Origin of the sequence: Mesorhizobium sp. WSM4989, from assembly GCF_029625795.1 — a bacterium.
In the GTDB taxonomy this organism is placed as follows: domain Bacteria; phylum Pseudomonadota; class Alphaproteobacteria; order Rhizobiales; family Rhizobiaceae; genus Mesorhizobium.
Map to the genome: position 1 here is coordinate 453111 of NZ_JARTVN010000002.1, position 15080 is coordinate 468190.

The window sequence follows — 15080 nt, forward strand, 5'->3', positions numbered from 1 at the left end:
GCCATATCCAAGGCGAGATCTGAAAAGGAACAAACATGACGATTGCGAAGGAAACGGCCTCACTTCTGGAGAAACTTGGCGTCGCCAAGGATACGCTTTCCGGCGGCGACCTCATCGTGCGCAGCCCGGTGACGGGCGAGCAGATCGCGGCACTGAAGTCGATCTCGGCGGTCGATGCCGGCAAGGCTATCGATGTCGCGCACAAGGCCTTCCAGGCCTGGCGGCTGGTGCCGGGGCCGAAGCGGGGCGAACTGGTGCGCCTGCTCGGCGAGGAGTTGCGTGCTCACAAGGCGGAGCTCGGCCGGCTGGTGTCGATCGAGGTCGGCAAGATCCCGTCCGAGGGTCTTGGCGAAGTACAGGAGATGATCGACATCTGCGATTTCGCGGTCGGTCTTTCCCGCCAGCTCTACGGCCTGACCATCGCCACCGAGCGCCCTGGACACCGCATGATGGAAACCTGGCATCCGCTCGGCGTCGTCGGCGTGATCTCGGCCTTCAACTTCCCCGTCGCGGTGTGGTCGTGGAACGCGGCACTTGCACTCGTGTGCGGTGACGCGGTGGTGTGGAAGCCGTCGGAAAAGACGCCGCTGACGGCGCTTGCCTGCGGGGCGATCTTCGAGCGCGCCGCCAGGCGTTTCGGCGCCGATGCGCCGGAAGGACTACTCCAGGTGCTGATCGGCGACCGCGCCGTCGGCGAGGTGCTGGTCGACCATCCGAAGGTGCCGCTGGTCTCGGCCACGGGCTCGACCCGCATGGGCCGCGAGGTCGGTCCGCGGCTGGCCAAGCGTTTTGCACGCGCGGTGCTCGAGCTCGGCGGCAACAATGCCGGCATCGTATGCCCGAGCGCCGATCTCGACATGGCGCTGCGCGCCATTGCGTTCGGCGCCATGGGCACCGCCGGCCAGCGCTGCACGACGCTCAGGCGGTTGTTCGTGCACGAGAGCGTCTATGACGCGCTGCTGCCGCGCCTGAAGAAGGCCTATCAGAGCGTTTCGGTCGGCAATCCGCTGGAGACCTCGGCGCTGGTCGGTCCGCTGATCGACAAGGCCGCCTTCGACAATATGCAGAAGGCGTTGAACGAAGCGGAAGCGCATGGCGGCAAGGTGACCGGGGGCAAGCGGTTCGAGAACGGCCATCCCGAGGCCTACTATGTGCATCCGGCGCTCGTCGAAATGCCGAAGCAGGTTTCGCCGGTGACGGAAGAGACCTTCGCGCCGATCCTCTATGTGATGAAATATGCCGATTTCGACGAGGCGCTCGACCTGCACAATGCGGTCGGCGCAGGCCTGTCATCCTCGATCTTTACCCGTGACCTGCAGGAATCGGAGCGCTTTCTCGGCGTCGACGGTTCGGACTGCGGCATCGCCAATGTCAATATCGGCACGTCGGGCGCCGAGATCGGCGGCGCATTCGGCGGCGAGAAGGAAACCGGCGGCGGCCGGGAGAGCGGCTCGGACGCCTGGAAGGCCTATATGCGGCGCGCCACCAACACGGTGAACTTCTCCAAGGCCCTGCCCTTGGCGCAAGGCGTGTCGTTCGACATCGACTGAGGACATAGAGCGGTTCACCGTTCCACGGAAACGGCAAGCCTCCCTAGCTCTTTGATTTGACAATTCCGGACGGAAGACCGTTTCACACTTTCCTGGAATTGCTCTGAGCGCCGCGTCATGGTCGAAGCGGCTCAACGGCGCGTCTCTTTGCGCGCCGTCACGGCAAGCTCGGAGCAGGCGCCGCGGCGCTCAGCCTTCGCTCGCGCCGGAAAAACTCGCCTCGAAGGCTGCGTCGACGATGGCGAGCTTGGCTGCCTGGACGGCCATGTATTCGTCGAAGAACTGCCGCGACACCCACATGACGGAATGTCCGCGCTGGCCGACCCAGCCGATGCTGCCGAGCGCCTCGGCGTCGCGGAGCTTGCGCGCCAGATGCGTGCGCGACAGCTTCAGCCAATGCGCAAATTCGCTGATCGAGATGACGCCGGTCGGAATCTTCTCGAGGCTGGCGTCCTCCGGATCGATACCCGACATCAGCCAGTCCATGACGATGCCGCCGTTGTTGAGCCAGATGAACAACGAGAAGGTTTGCTGGGGTTCCCGCACCGGAATGGATGCGAGCAATCCGTCGCAGATCAATGGCTGCAGCTTGGCCAGCATATCGGGGTGTCCGAGGAAAGTCGTCAGCCGGGCTCCGCCATCGATGCGGTCGAGCGTTCGCAAATGGGCATGGATCCAGCCGGTAAAGGTCTCGATGGTGGCCGCGGTCACCCGCAACGGATGAGCCCGGCCATCGCCACGCGACGAAATATATTCGGCGACGTTGTAACGGAGCATTTCCTTGACGAACGCTTCGGCGGTGTTGCGGCTGGCGACTGAATTGCGGCGCACGACCTCGATGAAACGCGCTACGGTCATTTCGGTGCGACGGTCATCGGGGTCGCGCCTGAAATGCAGCGCAAGTCCGACATGGCCGAGCAGCCAGCGCTGCTGAGTGGCAAAAACGGCGGCAAGGCGCGGGCTGGTTTCGTAGATATGGATGAGCGCGCGCGACTGCTCCTTGACACCGCGCAGAGCTGCCGGATGACTGGCGATTTCTTCGGCGCTCAGGGGCATTTCCTCGGGCACTCCATTCAATTCGAAGCAACGACCAAAGAAGATTCCCCGCCTTCCACGGTCGTGTCCAGTTACCCATTGGAACAACAGCTGATGTTTCGACGCGTTCTTGCTAACCCTTTGCATCGATTCGAAAAACCCGGATAATAATTCGCTCGACGGTCTAGCGTTCAATGGGCGGCCTCTTCGCCGAATCGGCGAAGGAGCATCGACGCTTGGGCTTCGTGAGTGGACAGGTCGGCAACGTCCAAAACCGGTCTTTGCAACCTGCTGGCGGCGACCTATCCTGGAGGCTTGAAATCCGTTGCCTCTAGGCCGCCGCCGAGTGAAGCCATGCCGAGAACGATCCGGACGCTGACCGCCAGCGAGGTCGAAACGCTCGTCGAGTGGGCGGCGAGGGAGGGATGGAATCCGGGCATCGACGATGCCGCCGCGCTCAGGGCTGCCGATCCTGAAGGGTTCATCGGCGCCTTCGTCACCGGCGAGATGGTGGCCGGCATCTCGGCCGTCGCCTATGGCGCGGAGTTCGGTTTCATCGGCCTCTATATCTGCCGGCCCGATCGGCGCGGTGAAGGCCATGGCAAGGCGGTCTGGGATGCCGGCATGGCTCGGCTCGGCGACCGCATTGTCGGCCTCGACGGCGTAGCCGAGCAGCGCGCCAACTACCAACACAAAGGCTTCGTGCCGGCTTATGAGACCGTCCGCTTCACCGGTCGTCCGGCCCGACTAACGGGGGGTCGGGAAATCCGGTCCGTTGCCGCCGCCGAGACAGCCGAGATCCTGGCCTATGACCGCCAGTGCTTCCCGGCGCCTCGGGAGGCCTTCCTGCGGGCATGGCTGCGGCCGCCCCGGATCGCGATGATGTCCACTGGCTCGACCGGCCTTGCCGGCTACGGCGTGGCGCGCCGATGCCGCGAAGGTTTCAAGATCGGTCCGCTGTTCGCGGACGACATGGAGACAGCCCTGGCTTTGATGGCGGAACTGACGGGAAGGACGGCAGGCGAGGCGCTGCATATCGACGTGCCGGCCACCCAGATCGGCTTCACCGCCGTGCTTCAGGCTGTCGGCATGGTCCCCGGATTCACGACGACCCGCATGTATCGGGGCGGCAAACCAGGCAATGTGCCGTCGAAGGTTTTCGGCATCACGACGCTGGAGCTGGGGTGATCGCGAAGCGAATGGCTTCGGTGCTGTGATCATTGTTTGTCCGGCGTGGCGCATGCGAGATGTCTCTCCGACGTGGTTCGGATGCCGGACTGTGTCTCGCCGCAACGCTCATCGCACAGCGGAGGTTATCGAATGGCTGCAAGAACCGTCCTGATCGCGGGCGGCGCCGGGGGAATGGGTCTTGCGACGGGACTGCGCCTTGCGGCTGACGGTGAGCGGATCGTGCTCGCCGACCTTCCCGGCGCGAAACTCGACGAGGCCGTGTCAAGGATTGCCGCGACCGGTGCGAACGCGATCGGTCTGCCGCTCGATATCCGTTCCGTCGCCGCCTGCCGGGAGGTTGTGGACAAGGCCCGCGAGTGGGGAGGCGGCCTGGACATTCTCGTCAACGCCGCCGGCGTCTGGCTCGAGGGAGCGGCAAGCGAGGTCCGCGAAGAGCAATGGGACCTGGTGCTGGATGTCAATCTCAAAGGCGCCTTCTTCCTGATCTCGGCCGCCATTCCGCACCTGTCGGCGGCGCAGGGCGTTATCATCAATATCGCCTCCGACGCGGGCATCGTCGGCAACAGCGGCGCGGCGGTCTATTGCGCCTCCAAAGGCGGGCTGGTGATGCTGACCAAGGCTCTCGCCCTGGAGCTTGCGCCGCACGGCATCAGGGTCAACGCCGTCTGTCCTGGCGACACGGCGACGCCGATGATCGAGTATCAGGCAAGGACCTATGGCGGAGATGACCCGGACGGCTACAAGCGCCGGCTCCTTGGGCACTACCCGCAAGGGGAAAGAGCACGGTTCATCGGCGTGGAAGAGATCGCCTCCTTCATCCATTATCTTTGCCAGCCCGGCGCGGCGCCGATCACCGGGGCCGCGCTTTCGATCGATTTCGGCATCAGCGCCGGATACTGACTCGCGGCATTGGCGTCATCGCCTTGGAGGGCTCATGACCACGTTTCGCAAATCCCGCATGGCGCTGGTGACCGGCGCGGGCGCCGCCGACGGCATCGGCGTCGCGGTGGCGCGCGCACTCGGCGACGCCGGGCTTGCGGTCGCGATCACCGCCTCGTCGCATCGCGTCGAGCAGCGCGCTGAAGAGCTGCGGGCGGAGGGGCTCGACGTTCGTGCGGTGGTGGCCGATCTGACGCGTGCAGCGGATGTCGAGCGGCTCTGCTCGGAGGTCGGCGAGATCGATATCCTCGTCAACAATGCCGGGATGGGAACGGTCGCTCAGCCGGCGCTGCAGCGGCGATTTCTCGATCTCAGCGAGCGCGACTGGGACCGCAGCATCGATGTCAGCCTGAAGACCACATTCCTTGCCACACGCGCATTTCTGGCCGGCATGGTAGAGCGCGGTCATGGACGCGTGGTGAACATGGCCTCGGTCACCGGCCCTTACGTCTCCAACGAAGGCGAGGCCGCTTATTCCGCCGCCAAGGCAGGCATGGTCGGGCTGACGCATGCGCTTGCGCTGGAGGTCGGCCGCAGCGGCGTCACCGTCAACGCCGTGGCGCCGGGCTGGATCGCGACGGGCGCCTCGACGCCGGAAGAGCTCGTCGCGGCGCAAAACACGCCGCTTGGACGCGCCGGCACTCCGGAGGAGGTCGCTGCGGCTGTGCTGTTCCTGGCGTCCGACGGCGCCAGCTATGTCAACGGGGCCGTCCTCGTCGTGGATGGCGGCAACATCCTTCAGGAGCGCAAGGGCTGACCGCGAAGGTCAACCGTCGGCCGCCGCCATCGGCCGTTACTTGTTCGTGTCGGCAATCGCGTCCGGCACCACCACCAGCTTGCCGACGAAGTCCTTGGCCATGAAGTCGGTCTGGGCGCGGTGGAAGTCCGACAGCTTGTAGACGCCGCCGACCAGCGGGCGGATTTTCTTCTCCTCGATGTAGCGCACGATGCGGCGGAAATCGGCCCTGGTGCCCTGGCTCGATCCGTGCAGCTGAAGCTGCTTCAGATACATGGTGCGCAGGTCCAGCTGCACCACCGGCCCAGCGATGGCGCCTGCGGTGGTGTAGCGTCCCTCGGGCCGCAGGATGCGCAGCAGATCATTGAAGATGGCGCCGCCGACAAGATCGGCGACCACGTCGATGGGTTGGCCAGCGGTCGCTTCGTTGACGGCGGCAGGCAGGTCGGCCACGCCGCGCGTGATCACTTTCTCGGCGCCGATGTCGAGCACCGCTTGCTCCTTGCCCTTGCCGACCACGGCATAGGGAATGGCGCCCCGCGCCCGCGCCAGCTGCACGATGCCGGAGCCGACACCGCCGGAGGCGCCGGTGACCAGCACCCGTTCGCCGGCCTTCAAGCCTGCACGTTCCAGCATCTGCTCGCCGGTGAGATAGGCGCAGCAGAAGGTGGCGAGCTCGACATCGCTCAAATCGGTATTGACGACATGCGCGTTCTCGGCCGGCAGCGCCTGGTATTCGGCATAGCCGCCGTCACGGCCGTGGCCCATATAGTCGATGTCGGCAAGCGAATCGTCGTCACGGTTGTAGATGGAGAAGTCGACCATGACGCGTTCGCCGATGCGCTCGGCGGGTACGCCGTCACCGACGGCGACGATGGTGCCGACCGTATCGGTGCCCTGGATGCGAGGAAAGGTCAGCGTGTTGCCTTGCCGGCGCCAGGTCGATACCGCGGCCGCATCTTCTTCCGTGCCATAGGCGCCCTGGCGCACCCACACGTCGGTGTTGTTCATGCCGCAGGCGCTGACCTTGACCAGCACCTCGCCGGCAGCCGGCGACGGCACCTTCACATCGGTGCGGTAGACGAGTTTTTCCAGGCCGCCGTGGCCGGTGAGCTGCACGGCGGCCATCGTGGCCGGGACGGTTCTGGTCATGGCATTCATGTCAATCTGTTCCTTTGCCTTCGCGCAATTCCCCACGGAAAACCGTTTCACACCTTTCTTGGATTGCCTCAGAGGCTGGCAAACACGCTGTTCACGGCGTCGGCGGTCTTGGCGACGATGGTGTCGGCCTCCTCGCGCGTCAGGCAAAGCGGCGGCGCGAAGCCGAGGATGTCGCCCTGCGGCATGGCGCGGGCGATGACGCCGCTTGCCGCGAGCGCCGTGGCGATCTGCGGGCCCACTTTGAGCGCCGGATCGAAGAAGACGCGATCGTCGCGATCCCTGACGAACTCGACCGCAGCCAGCATGCCGTCGCCGCGGACCTCGCCGACGTTTCTGTGGTCGCCGACGGCCTTGGTTAGCTCGGCGCGGAAATAAGCGCCGGTCTCGCCGGCATTCCTCACCAGATCCATCTCGTCGATCAGTTCGAGATTGGCGACGCCCGCGGCGACGCAGATGGGATGCGCCGAATAGGTCCAGCCGTGGCCCAGCGAGCCCAGCTTGTCGGAACCCCTGACCAGCACCTGCCAGACCTTGTCGGAGACGATGACGCCGGAAAGCGGCGCATAGGCAGACGTCAGGCCCTTCGCGATGGTGATCAGGTCCGGCTTGATGCCGTAATGGTCGGAGCCGAACATGGTGCCGAGACGGCCGAAGCCGGTCACCACCTCGTCGGCGACAAGCAGCACGTCGTATTTGTTCAGCACTGCCTGGATCTTTTCCCAATAGCCGGCGGGCGGCGGCACGATGCCGCCGGTGCCGAGGATCGGCTCGCCGATAAAGGCCGCGACGGTGTCCGGGCCCTCGGCAAGGATCATCTCCTCGAGCTTGTCGGCGCAATATTGCGAAAACTGCTCCTCGCTCATCGAGCGGTCGGCGCGGCGGAAATAATAGGGGGCCTCGGTGTGCATGATCGGCGCGCGCGGCAGGTCGAAGGCGTTGTGGAACAGCTCGAGCCCGGTCAGCGATCCTGTCATGACGCCGGAGCCGTGGTAGCCGCGCCAGCGCGAGATGATCTTCTTCTTCTCCGGCCGACCGAGAACGTTGTCGTAATACCAGATCAGCTTGATGTTGGTCTCGTTGGCGTCGGAGCCGGAGAGGCCGAAATAGACCCTCGACATGCCCTTCGGCGCGCGGTCGATGATCATCTTGGCGAGCGTAATCGAGGCCTCGGTGCCGTGCCCGACATAGGCGTGATAATAAGCGAGGTTCTTGACCTGATCGGCAATGGCATCGGCGATCTTGTGGCGGCCATAGCCGACATTGACGCAATAGAGGCCGGCAAAGGCATCGATGCTCTTCTTGCCGGTGTTGTCCCAGACGGTGACGCCTTCGCCGCCGGCCATGATGCGTGCCGGGGACTCGCCCCGCGCATGCGTGCCCATATGCGTCGAGGGATGGAAGAAGTGGTCGCGATCCCAGGCCGAAAGTTCGTTGGACTGTTCGAGCATCTTTTTTCTCCTTGCAGGGAATTCTTCCGGCGTGCGCTAGGCGACGTCCAGACAAAGGTATTTCAGATCGGTGAAGGCTTCGAGGCCATGGCGCGAGCCTTCGCGGCCGATGCCGGACTGCTTGACGCCGCCGAACGGGATCGGCGCGCCGGTGATCTTCACCCGGTTGATCGCGACCATACCGTATTCCAGCGCGCGACCCATGCGCGCCTGGCGCGCGCCGTTCTCGGTCACGACATAGGCGACGAGGCCATATTCGGTAGCATTGGCGCGGGCGACGACTTCCCGTTCCTCGTCGAACGGGGTGACGGCGGCGACCGGGCCGAAGGTTTCCTCATGCATGATCAGCGCCTCGTCCGGCACATCGACGAGCAGCGTTGGCTGATAGAACAGCGGCCCGGCCGCATGGCGCTTGCCGCCGATGAGGCAGCGCGCGCCGCGAGCCAGCGCGTCTGCGACCTGCTCCTCCACCTTCTTGACGGCGCGCTCATGCATCAGCGGGCCGATATCGGCGTCGGGGGAAAGCCCGTTGCCGGTGCGCAGACGCTCGATGCGACGGGCGAGGGCGGCGCAGAAGCGGTCATAGATCTGGCGCTGCACATAGATGCGGTTGGCGGCAAGACAATCCTGGCCGGAGGTGGCGAATTTGGCGTCGAGGGCGATCGTCACCGCCTTTTCGATATCGGCATCACCGAAGACGATCAGCGGCGCATGGCCGCCGAGCTCCATGACCAGTCGCTTCATCGTCGGCGCGCTCTGCGCGGCAATCAGCCGGCCGACGTCGGTCGAACCGGTGAAGCTCATGGCGCGCACCCGGGCGTCAGCGCACATCGCGCCGACGATGGTGCGCGCATCCCCGGTGACAACGTTGAAGACGCCGGCGGGCAGGCCGGCACGCTCGCCGAGCTCGGCCAGCGCCAGCGCCGAAAGCGGCGTTTCCGAGGACGGATGCGCCACCACGGTGCAGCCGGCGGCAAGCGCCGCAGCGGCCTTGCGGGTGAGCATGGCCGACGGAAAGTTCCATGGGGTGACGACGCCGACGACGCCGAGCGGCTCGCGGCGAACGGTCATCTGAGCATTCGGCAAATGGCTGGTGACGCTTTCGGCATTGAGGCGCTTTGCTTCCTCGGCATACCACTCGACGAAGGAGGCGGCGTAGTCGATCTCGCCCAGCGATTCCTTTAGCGGCTTGCCCTGTTCAAGCGTCATCAGCAGCGCCAGGTCGTCCTTGGCGGCGACGATCAGCTCGAACCATTTTCGCAAGATTCCGGAGCGCTCCTGCGGCAGCGCGGAGCGCCAGGCCGGCAGGGCACGCGCTGCCGCGTCGACAGCCTCCGCCGTTTGGCTTGCGCCGAGGGCGGCAACGAAGGCGACTGTGGCGCCGGTGGCCGGATCGGTGACTGCGAAGCTCGCAGCCGTGTCGCCGGCGGTCCAATGGCCCCCGATATAGCCGAGATCGCGCAGCAGCCGGCGATCGGCGAGACGATCCAGTGCTTCGTGGCGGTGTGGGCGTGCAAAATGCGCGGACATCGTTTGTCTCCCGGTGCCAAGGCGATGCGGAGAGATTAGCCGCGCGACCGAGACAGAGAGGCTTTTTCGGCAGCCGCCAGGAGAGAGATTGTCTCCCATGGCCCGCCGGGCCAGACGATCTCTCCGGCTTCAGCCTGGCAACAGGTCGGCGACAGGCACCACGGACTCCTCCTTCACCGTCTTGGTGACGATGTAGGTGAAGTAGCGGTCGATGCCGATCTCGCGTTCCAGCAGGGCGTCGACCAGCCGCTGATAGGCGTCGATGTCCCGCGCCATCACTTTCAGCACATAGTCGACGCCGCCGCCGACCGACCAGCAGGCGACGATCTCGGGTACGTCGCGGATGACCCGCTCGAAACGGTCGAAATCGGCCTGCCGGTGGCTGGCCAGTGTCACCTCCATCAGCACGGTCGCCACCGGCGCGATCGCGCGCATGGCGATCGCGGCGTGGTAGCCCGAGACGATGCCGGCCTTCTCCAGCTTGCGCAGCCGCATCCAGCAAGGCGTCGGCGACAGGCCGACCTTCTCGGCCAGCGCCAGCTTGGTGATGCGCCCGTCGCGCTGGATGGCGTCGAGGATCTTGAGGTCGATCGGATCGAGTTTCGCTGCCGCCATGCCGGCTCCGCTTTTTGTTCCGGACACCATGACGATGCATTATTTCGATTGTCAATTGCACTGATTTCGATCTCTAATAAAGTCATGACATTATGGCAGCCAGATCCTGCGCTCATCCGCCGCCCGGCCTACCTCTCGCTGGCCGATCAGTTCGCGCGCGCCATCCATGACGGAAAGCTCGCCAATGGCGCGCGACTGCCGACGCACCGGCGGCTTGCCGACGACCTGAAACTTTCGGTCCAGACGGTCAGCCGCGCCTATGAGGAACTGATCCGCCGCGGTCTGATTGCCGGCGAGGTCGGGCGCGGCAGCTTCGTGCAGACGCAGCGCCGCGAGCCGGAGCCGCCCTACCTCCCGGAACGGTTGGGCGAGGTCATCGACCTCTCGATCCTGAAGCCGGTCTGCGAGCCGATCCATCTGGAGAAGCTGAAGCAGGCGTTGGGGTGGCTGGCCGAGAACCTGCCGTCGAGTTCGGCGCTGTCGTTCCGGCCGAACATGGTGTTCCCGCGTCATCGCACGGTGGCGGTCGAATGGCTGAAGCTCTGCGGCCTCGACGCCTCACCGCAGAACATCAGCCTCACCAACGGCGCCACCGCCGGCATGACGGTAGCGCTGATGAGCGTCGCACCGCCCGGTTCGACGGTCGCCACCGAGGCGATCGGCCACCACACGCTGGTGCCGCTCGCCCGCTATCTCGGCTTCAACCTCGAAGGCCTGCCGATCGACGGCAACGGCCTGATCCCGGAAGCGTTGGACGAGGCCTGCCGTCTCTCCGACATTCGCGCTGTTTTCGTCCAGCCTTCGGTCATCAACCCGACGGCGAGCTTGATGGACGACAGCCGGCGCGAGCAGATCGCCGCGGTCGCGCGCAAACATGACATCGCCATCATCGAGAACGACGTGCTCGGGCCGCTCGTCGAAGGCCGGCCTCCGGCGGTTGCCGCCTTCGCGCCCGAGCGGACGCTCTACGTCACCTCCTTCACCAAGATAACCGTGCCCGGCCTGCGGATCGGCTATCTCGCCGTGCCCGACCGCTATGTCGCGGCGGTCGCCAACCGCCATCTCGTCTCGAACTGGATGGCGACGCCGATGGTGGCGGAAATCGCGACGCGGTGGGTGAATGACGGCACGGCTTTTGAGTTGGTCAACTGGCAACGCGGGGCGTTGAGACGCCGGCAGGAAATCGCAGCCGAAATGCTGGCCGGCGTCGACTATCGCTCCCATCGCGACGGGCTGCATCTGTGGCTCGAATTGCCGGGCGACCGCGCCGAGGAGAGCTTCGTTGCGCAGGCGCGCCTGCGCGGCGTGGCGATTGCCCCGGGCACGTCGTTCCGCATCGCCGACACGCCGTGGCATCCGGCCGTGCGCATCTCGCTCGGCTCGACCACCGAAGGGGAACTGCGCTCGGGCTTGAGCGTTGTCGCCAAGCTCCTGCTGGGCGATCCGGAGCATCTTCTGCTCGCCATCTGATGCAAAAGCGGATCGCCAATTGCCCTGAAATTGTGCAGCGCTCGAAAAATTGTCATGATATTATTTTCCTAATTGACATGATTTAGCGCGTTTCGCATCGTTAGGAGCATAGGCCGCTTCAGAACGGGGAAATGGATTGCCCGCGCCCATCATCAAGGTCGACGCCATTTCGAAGAGCTTCGGCGCCTTCAAGGTGCTGGACGGCCTGTCGATGCAGGTCATGCCAGGCGAGAAGCTGGCGCTGATCGGCCCATCCGGATCGGGCAAGACGACGATCCTGCGCATCCTGATGACGCTGGAAAAGATCGACGGCGGCCATATCCAGATCGACGGCGAGCAGCTCTATCACATGGAGCGCAACGGGCAGCTGGTGCCGGCCGACGAGCGGCACCTGGCCAAGATGCGCCAGAAGATCGGCATGGTCTTCCAGCTCTTCAATCTGTTCCCGCACAAATGCGTCATGGACAACGTCACGCTGGCGCCGATGCTGACCAAGGGCGTGGCGCGAGCCGCCGCCGAAAAACGGGCGATGGAACTGCTCGACATGGTGGGCCTCGCCGATAAGGCGAAGAGCATGCCGGCACAGCTTTCCGGCGGCCAGAAGCAGCGCGTCGCGATCGCCCGCGCGCTGGCGCTGTCGCCCAAGATCATGCTGTTCGACGAGGTCACGTCGGCGCTCGACCCTGAGCTTGTCGAGGAGGTGCTCAACGTCATGCGCAAGCTCGCCGCCGAAACCGACATGACGATGCTGCTCGTCACTCATGAGATGGGCTTTGCCCACGACTTTGCCGATCGCGTGCTGTTCTTCGATCGCGGCAGGATCGTCGAGGAGGGCAAGCCCGATGAGATTTTCCGCCATCCCAAGCAGGAACGCACGCAGGGCTTCCTGAAGAAGATCATCGCGGCCGGACATCGCGTCTGACCGTCATGCCAGGGCGGCGAAGCCGTCCCGAAAGCCAGAAACGGGTGGCAAGGACGCCATCCGAACCGAGCGAACCAAGAAGACAAACAAGGAGTTGGGAACGATGAAGAAACTTGGCATCCTGGCTGGCGTCGCCGGTCTCGCCGTAAGCACCATGCTGCTCGCCTCCGGCGCGCGTTCGGCAGACGACGCAAAGCTCGAGCAGCTCAAGCAGCAGGGCTTTGCCCGCGTCGCCATTGCCAACGAGCCGCCTTACACGGCGGTCGCCGCGGACGGCAAGGTCTCGGGCGCTGCACCCGACGTAGCGCGCGAGATCTTCAAGCGCCTCGGCGTCAACGACATCGTCGCCTCCATCTCCGAATACGGCGCCATGATCCCCGGCCTGCAGGCCGGCCGCTTCGACGTCGTCACCGCCGGCCTGTTCATGAAGCCCGAGCGCTGCGCGGCGGTCGCCTATTCCGAGCCGGTGCTCTGCGATGCGGAAGCGATGCTGGTGAAGAAGGGCAACCCGAAGGGTTTCAAGAGCTATGAGGACGTCGCCAAGGACACGTCGGCCACTATCGGCGCGCCGGGCGGCGGCACCGAGGAGAAGCTGGCGCTCAATGCCGGCGTGCCGCGCGACCGCGTCATCGTCGTGCCGGACGGCCAGAGCGGTCTGAAGATGGTGCAGGACGGCCGCATCGATGCCTATTCGCTGCCCGTTCTGTCGATCAACGACCTCATCAAGAAGGCCAATGATCCGAACCTCGAAGTGATCGCGCCGGTGCAGGGCGCGCCGGTCTATTGCGACGGCGCCGCCTTCAAGAAGGGCGACGAGGCGCTGCGCGATGCCTATGACGTCGAGCTCGCCAAGATGAAGAAATCCGGCGAGTTCGCCAAGATCATCGAGCCTTACGGCTTCTCGGCCAAGGCGGCGATGTCGACGACGCGCGAGAAGCTCTGCGCGGCGAGGTAATCTCCCTTCTTCCCGCTTGCGGCGAGAAGGTCACTCGAAGAGCCGGATGAGGGGGCGGCGCGCCAGCATTTCAAGGTCAGCGCTGCCCCTCATCTGCCTGCCGGCATCTTCTCCCCGTGAACGGGGAGAAGGGGCTGTCGCAGCCGTCTCGCAACAACTGCAAAACGTTAGGAAAATTTGAGACTCAATGACCCAGTGGTCCGGCTATCTCGGCCTGATATTGCAGGGAGCGCTTGTCACCATCGAGCTGACGCTGATGGGGTCGGTGCTCGCGCTCGTCATGGCCTTTCTCGCCGGCATGGGACGCGTATCGCGCTTCTTCATCGTGCGCGCGATTGCCACGACCTATATCGAGTTCTTCCGCGGCACCTCGATCTTCGTGCAGCTGTTCTGGGCCTATTTCGTGCTGCCCTTCGCCGGTCTGTCGCTGACGCCTTTGCAGGCCGGCGTGCTGGCGCTGGGGCTCAATGTCGGGGCCTATGCGGCGGAAGTTGTGCGCGGCGCCATCCTGTCGATCGGCCGTGAGCAATATGAGGCCTGCACCGCGCTTAATCTCGGCCGCTGGCAAGGCATGCGCCACGTCATCCTGCCGCAGGCGCTGCTCATCATGCTGCCAACCTTCGGCAACAACGCGATCGAGCTGCTCAAGGCGACCTCGGTCGTATCGCTGATCTCGCTTGCCGATCTCACCTTCCAGGCGCAGGTGGTTCGCTCGCAGACCGGCAGCACGCTGATGCCCTTCGTCTCCGTTCTCGTCATCTATTTCGCGCTCGCGCTGATCATCTCCTGGGGCGTGCGCTCGCTGGAGCGCCGCATGGCGCGCGGTCTCGACGGAGTGCGTGTCTGATGGAATGGGCCCGCTAATGGAATGGGATTGGAACTTTGTCTGGGAGATCATGCCGACCTTGATCCAGGGGGTGAAGATCACGATCCTGGCGACCGTGCTCGGCTCGATCTTGGCCGGGATCGTCGGTCTGGCGATCGCGCTGGCGCGGCGCTCGCCTAACCGCACGGTGTCGCGCAGCGTCGGCTGGTTCGCCGAATTCATCCGCGGCACGCCGCTTCTGGTGCAGCTCTATTTCATCTTCTACGTGCTGCCCGATATCGGCATCCTGCTGCCGCCCTTGGTGGCGGGCGTCATCGGGCTTGGACTGCACTACGGCACCTATACGGCCGAGGTCTATCGCGCCGGAATCGACAATGTGCCGCGCGGCCAGTGGGAGGCTGCCAAGGCCTGCAATCTTAACGGCCGCCACACCTGGACGCATGTCATCCTGCCGCAGGCGATCCCGCCGATGATCCCGGCCTTGGCCAACTACTTCATCGCCATGTTCAAGGAGACGCCGCTGCTTTCGGCGATCACCGTGCTGGAGCTGATGAACCAAGCCAAGAGCGTCGCCAATACCTATTACCGCTACATCGAGCCGATGACGCTGGTTGGCGCCTTCTTCCTCGTCATCAGCCTCTGCTCCGTCGTGCTGTTGCGCTGGCTGGAGCGTCGTTACGGCAGGATCGAGAGATGAAAGTC

General features: G+C 64.8%; 14 protein-coding genes. 9 read left to right on the forward strand and 5 right to left on the reverse strand.

Features of this window, described 5'->3' with window-relative positions; translation table 11 throughout:
- Positions 1–35: 35 nt before the first annotated feature.
- Positions 36–1550 (forward strand): aldehyde dehydrogenase family protein, encoded by a 1515-nt coding sequence (locus P9217_RS14920; protein ID WP_127246045.1) that lies wholly within the window; start codon positions 36–38, stop codon positions 1548–1550.
- Between the two features lie 189 nt (positions 1551–1739).
- On the opposite strand, the gene P9217_RS14925 is transcribed toward P9217_RS14920, so the two are convergent.
- The gene (locus tag P9217_RS14925) at positions 1740–2606 is read right to left on the reverse strand and encodes a hypothetical protein (RefSeq protein ID WP_095800417.1); all 867 of its coding nucleotides are present in this window, start codon (positions 2604–2606) and stop codon (positions 1740–1742) included.
- Positions 2607–2939: 333 nt separating this feature from the next.
- On the opposite strand from P9217_RS14925, the gene P9217_RS14930 reads away from it, so the two are divergent.
- From P9217_RS14930 to P9217_RS14940, 3 genes are all read left to right on the forward strand, one after another.
- Positions 2940–3773, forward strand: a complete 834-nt coding sequence (locus P9217_RS14930) for a GNAT family N-acetyltransferase (RefSeq protein WP_095800416.1) — start codon at positions 2940–2942, stop codon at positions 3771–3773.
- Positions 3774–3905: 132 nt separating this feature from the next.
- Positions 3906–4676, forward strand: coding sequence for an SDR family oxidoreductase (locus tag P9217_RS14935; RefSeq protein ID WP_095800415.1), 771 nt, complete (start codon positions 3906–3908; stop codon positions 4674–4676).
- A gap of 34 nt (positions 4677–4710) precedes the next feature.
- Positions 4711–5472: an SDR family NAD(P)-dependent oxidoreductase gene (locus tag P9217_RS14940; RefSeq protein WP_278087154.1), complete on the forward strand. Its 762-nt coding sequence runs from the start codon at positions 4711–4713 to the stop codon at positions 5470–5472.
- 36 nt (positions 5473–5508) lie between these two features.
- Here P9217_RS14940 and P9217_RS14945 read toward each other — a convergent pair whose 3' ends face one another.
- From P9217_RS14945 to P9217_RS14960, 4 genes are all read right to left on the reverse strand, one after another.
- A complete protein-coding gene (locus P9217_RS14945; protein ID WP_095800413.1) occupies positions 5509–6612 on the reverse strand; it encodes an alcohol dehydrogenase family protein in 1104 nt (367 codons plus the stop codon).
- Between the two features lie 68 nt (positions 6613–6680).
- Positions 6681–8060: an aspartate aminotransferase family protein gene (locus P9217_RS14950; RefSeq protein WP_278087155.1), complete on the reverse strand. Its 1380-nt coding sequence runs from the start codon at positions 8058–8060 to the stop codon at positions 6681–6683.
- 36 nt (positions 8061–8096) lie between these two features.
- Positions 8097–9590 (reverse strand): NAD-dependent succinate-semialdehyde dehydrogenase, encoded by a 1494-nt coding sequence (locus P9217_RS14955; protein ID WP_278087156.1) that lies wholly within the window; start codon positions 9588–9590, stop codon positions 8097–8099.
- Between the two features lie 129 nt (positions 9591–9719).
- The gene (locus P9217_RS14960) at positions 9720–10205 is read right to left on the reverse strand and encodes an Lrp/AsnC family transcriptional regulator (RefSeq protein WP_095781181.1); all 486 of its coding nucleotides are present in this window, start codon (positions 10203–10205) and stop codon (positions 9720–9722) included.
- 84 nt (positions 10206–10289) lie between these two features.
- Between P9217_RS14960 and P9217_RS14965 the strand changes: the two genes are divergently transcribed.
- The 5 genes from P9217_RS14965 (at position 10290) to ehuD (ending at position 15075) form a co-directional block, all read left to right on the forward strand.
- Positions 10290–11675, forward strand: coding sequence for a PLP-dependent aminotransferase family protein (locus P9217_RS14965; RefSeq protein WP_278087157.1), 1386 nt, complete (start codon positions 10290–10292; stop codon positions 11673–11675).
- Positions 11676–11811: 136 nt separating this feature from the next.
- Positions 11812–12597, forward strand: a complete 786-nt coding sequence (gene ehuA / locus P9217_RS14970; protein WP_067326178.1) for an ectoine/hydroxyectoine ABC transporter ATP-binding protein EhuA — start codon at positions 11812–11814, stop codon at positions 12595–12597.
- Positions 12598–12700: 103 nt separating this feature from the next.
- Complete coding sequence (gene ehuB / locus P9217_RS14975) at positions 12701–13552, forward strand: ectoine/hydroxyectoine ABC transporter substrate-binding protein EhuB (RefSeq protein WP_278087158.1); 852 nt, start codon at positions 12701–12703, stop codon at positions 13550–13552.
- Positions 13553–13739: 187 nt separating this feature from the next.
- The gene (gene ehuC / locus P9217_RS14980; protein ID WP_095781183.1) at positions 13740–14399 is read left to right on the forward strand and encodes an ectoine/hydroxyectoine ABC transporter permease subunit EhuC; all 660 of its coding nucleotides are present in this window, start codon (positions 13740–13742) and stop codon (positions 14397–14399) included.
- A 16-nt stretch (positions 14400–14415) separates the two neighbouring features.
- Positions 14416–15075 (forward strand): ectoine/hydroxyectoine ABC transporter permease subunit EhuD, encoded by a 660-nt coding sequence (ehuD, locus tag P9217_RS14985; RefSeq protein ID WP_067002307.1) that lies wholly within the window; start codon positions 14416–14418, stop codon positions 15073–15075.
- Positions 15076–15080: the final 5 nt, after the last annotated feature.

Excerpts from the sequence above, each read along its gene's own strand:
- P9217_RS14925 (WP_095800417.1), bottom strand. The coding sequence starts at position 2,606 with ATGCCCCTGAGCGCCGAAGAAATCGCCAGTCATCCGGCAGCTCTGCGC.
- P9217_RS14930 (WP_095800416.1), top strand. The coding sequence starts at position 2,940 with ATGCCGAGAACGATCCGGACGCTGACCGCCAGCGAGGTCGAAACGCTC.
- P9217_RS14965 (WP_278087157.1), top strand. The coding sequence starts at position 10,290 with ATGACATTATGGCAGCCAGATCCTGCGCTCATCCGCCGCCCGGCCTAC.
- P9217_RS14950 (WP_278087155.1), bottom strand. The coding sequence starts at position 8,060 with ATGCTCGAACAGTCCAACGAACTTTCGGCCTGGGATCGCGACCACTTC.
- P9217_RS14945 (WP_095800413.1), bottom strand. The coding sequence starts at position 6,612 with ATGAATGCCATGACCAGAACCGTCCCGGCCACGATGGCCGCCGTGCAG.
- ehuD (WP_067002307.1), top strand. The coding sequence starts at position 14,416 with ATGGAATGGGATTGGAACTTTGTCTGGGAGATCATGCCGACCTTGATC.
- ehuC (WP_095781183.1), top strand. The coding sequence starts at position 13,740 with ATGACCCAGTGGTCCGGCTATCTCGGCCTGATATTGCAGGGAGCGCTT.
- P9217_RS14920 (WP_127246045.1), top strand. The coding sequence starts at position 36 with ATGACGATTGCGAAGGAAACGGCCTCACTTCTGGAGAAACTTGGCGTC.
- P9217_RS14940 (WP_278087154.1), top strand. The coding sequence starts at position 4,711 with ATGACCACGTTTCGCAAATCCCGCATGGCGCTGGTGACCGGCGCGGGC.
- ehuB (WP_278087158.1), top strand. The coding sequence starts at position 12,701 with ATGAAGAAACTTGGCATCCTGGCTGGCGTCGCCGGTCTCGCCGTAAGC.
- P9217_RS14955 (WP_278087156.1), bottom strand. The coding sequence starts at position 9,590 with ATGTCCGCGCATTTTGCACGCCCACACCGCCACGAAGCACTGGATCGT.
- P9217_RS14960 (WP_095781181.1), bottom strand. The coding sequence starts at position 10,205 with ATGGCGGCAGCGAAACTCGATCCGATCGACCTCAAGATCCTCGACGCC.
- P9217_RS14935 (WP_095800415.1), top strand. The coding sequence starts at position 3,906 with ATGGCTGCAAGAACCGTCCTGATCGCGGGCGGCGCCGGGGGAATGGGT.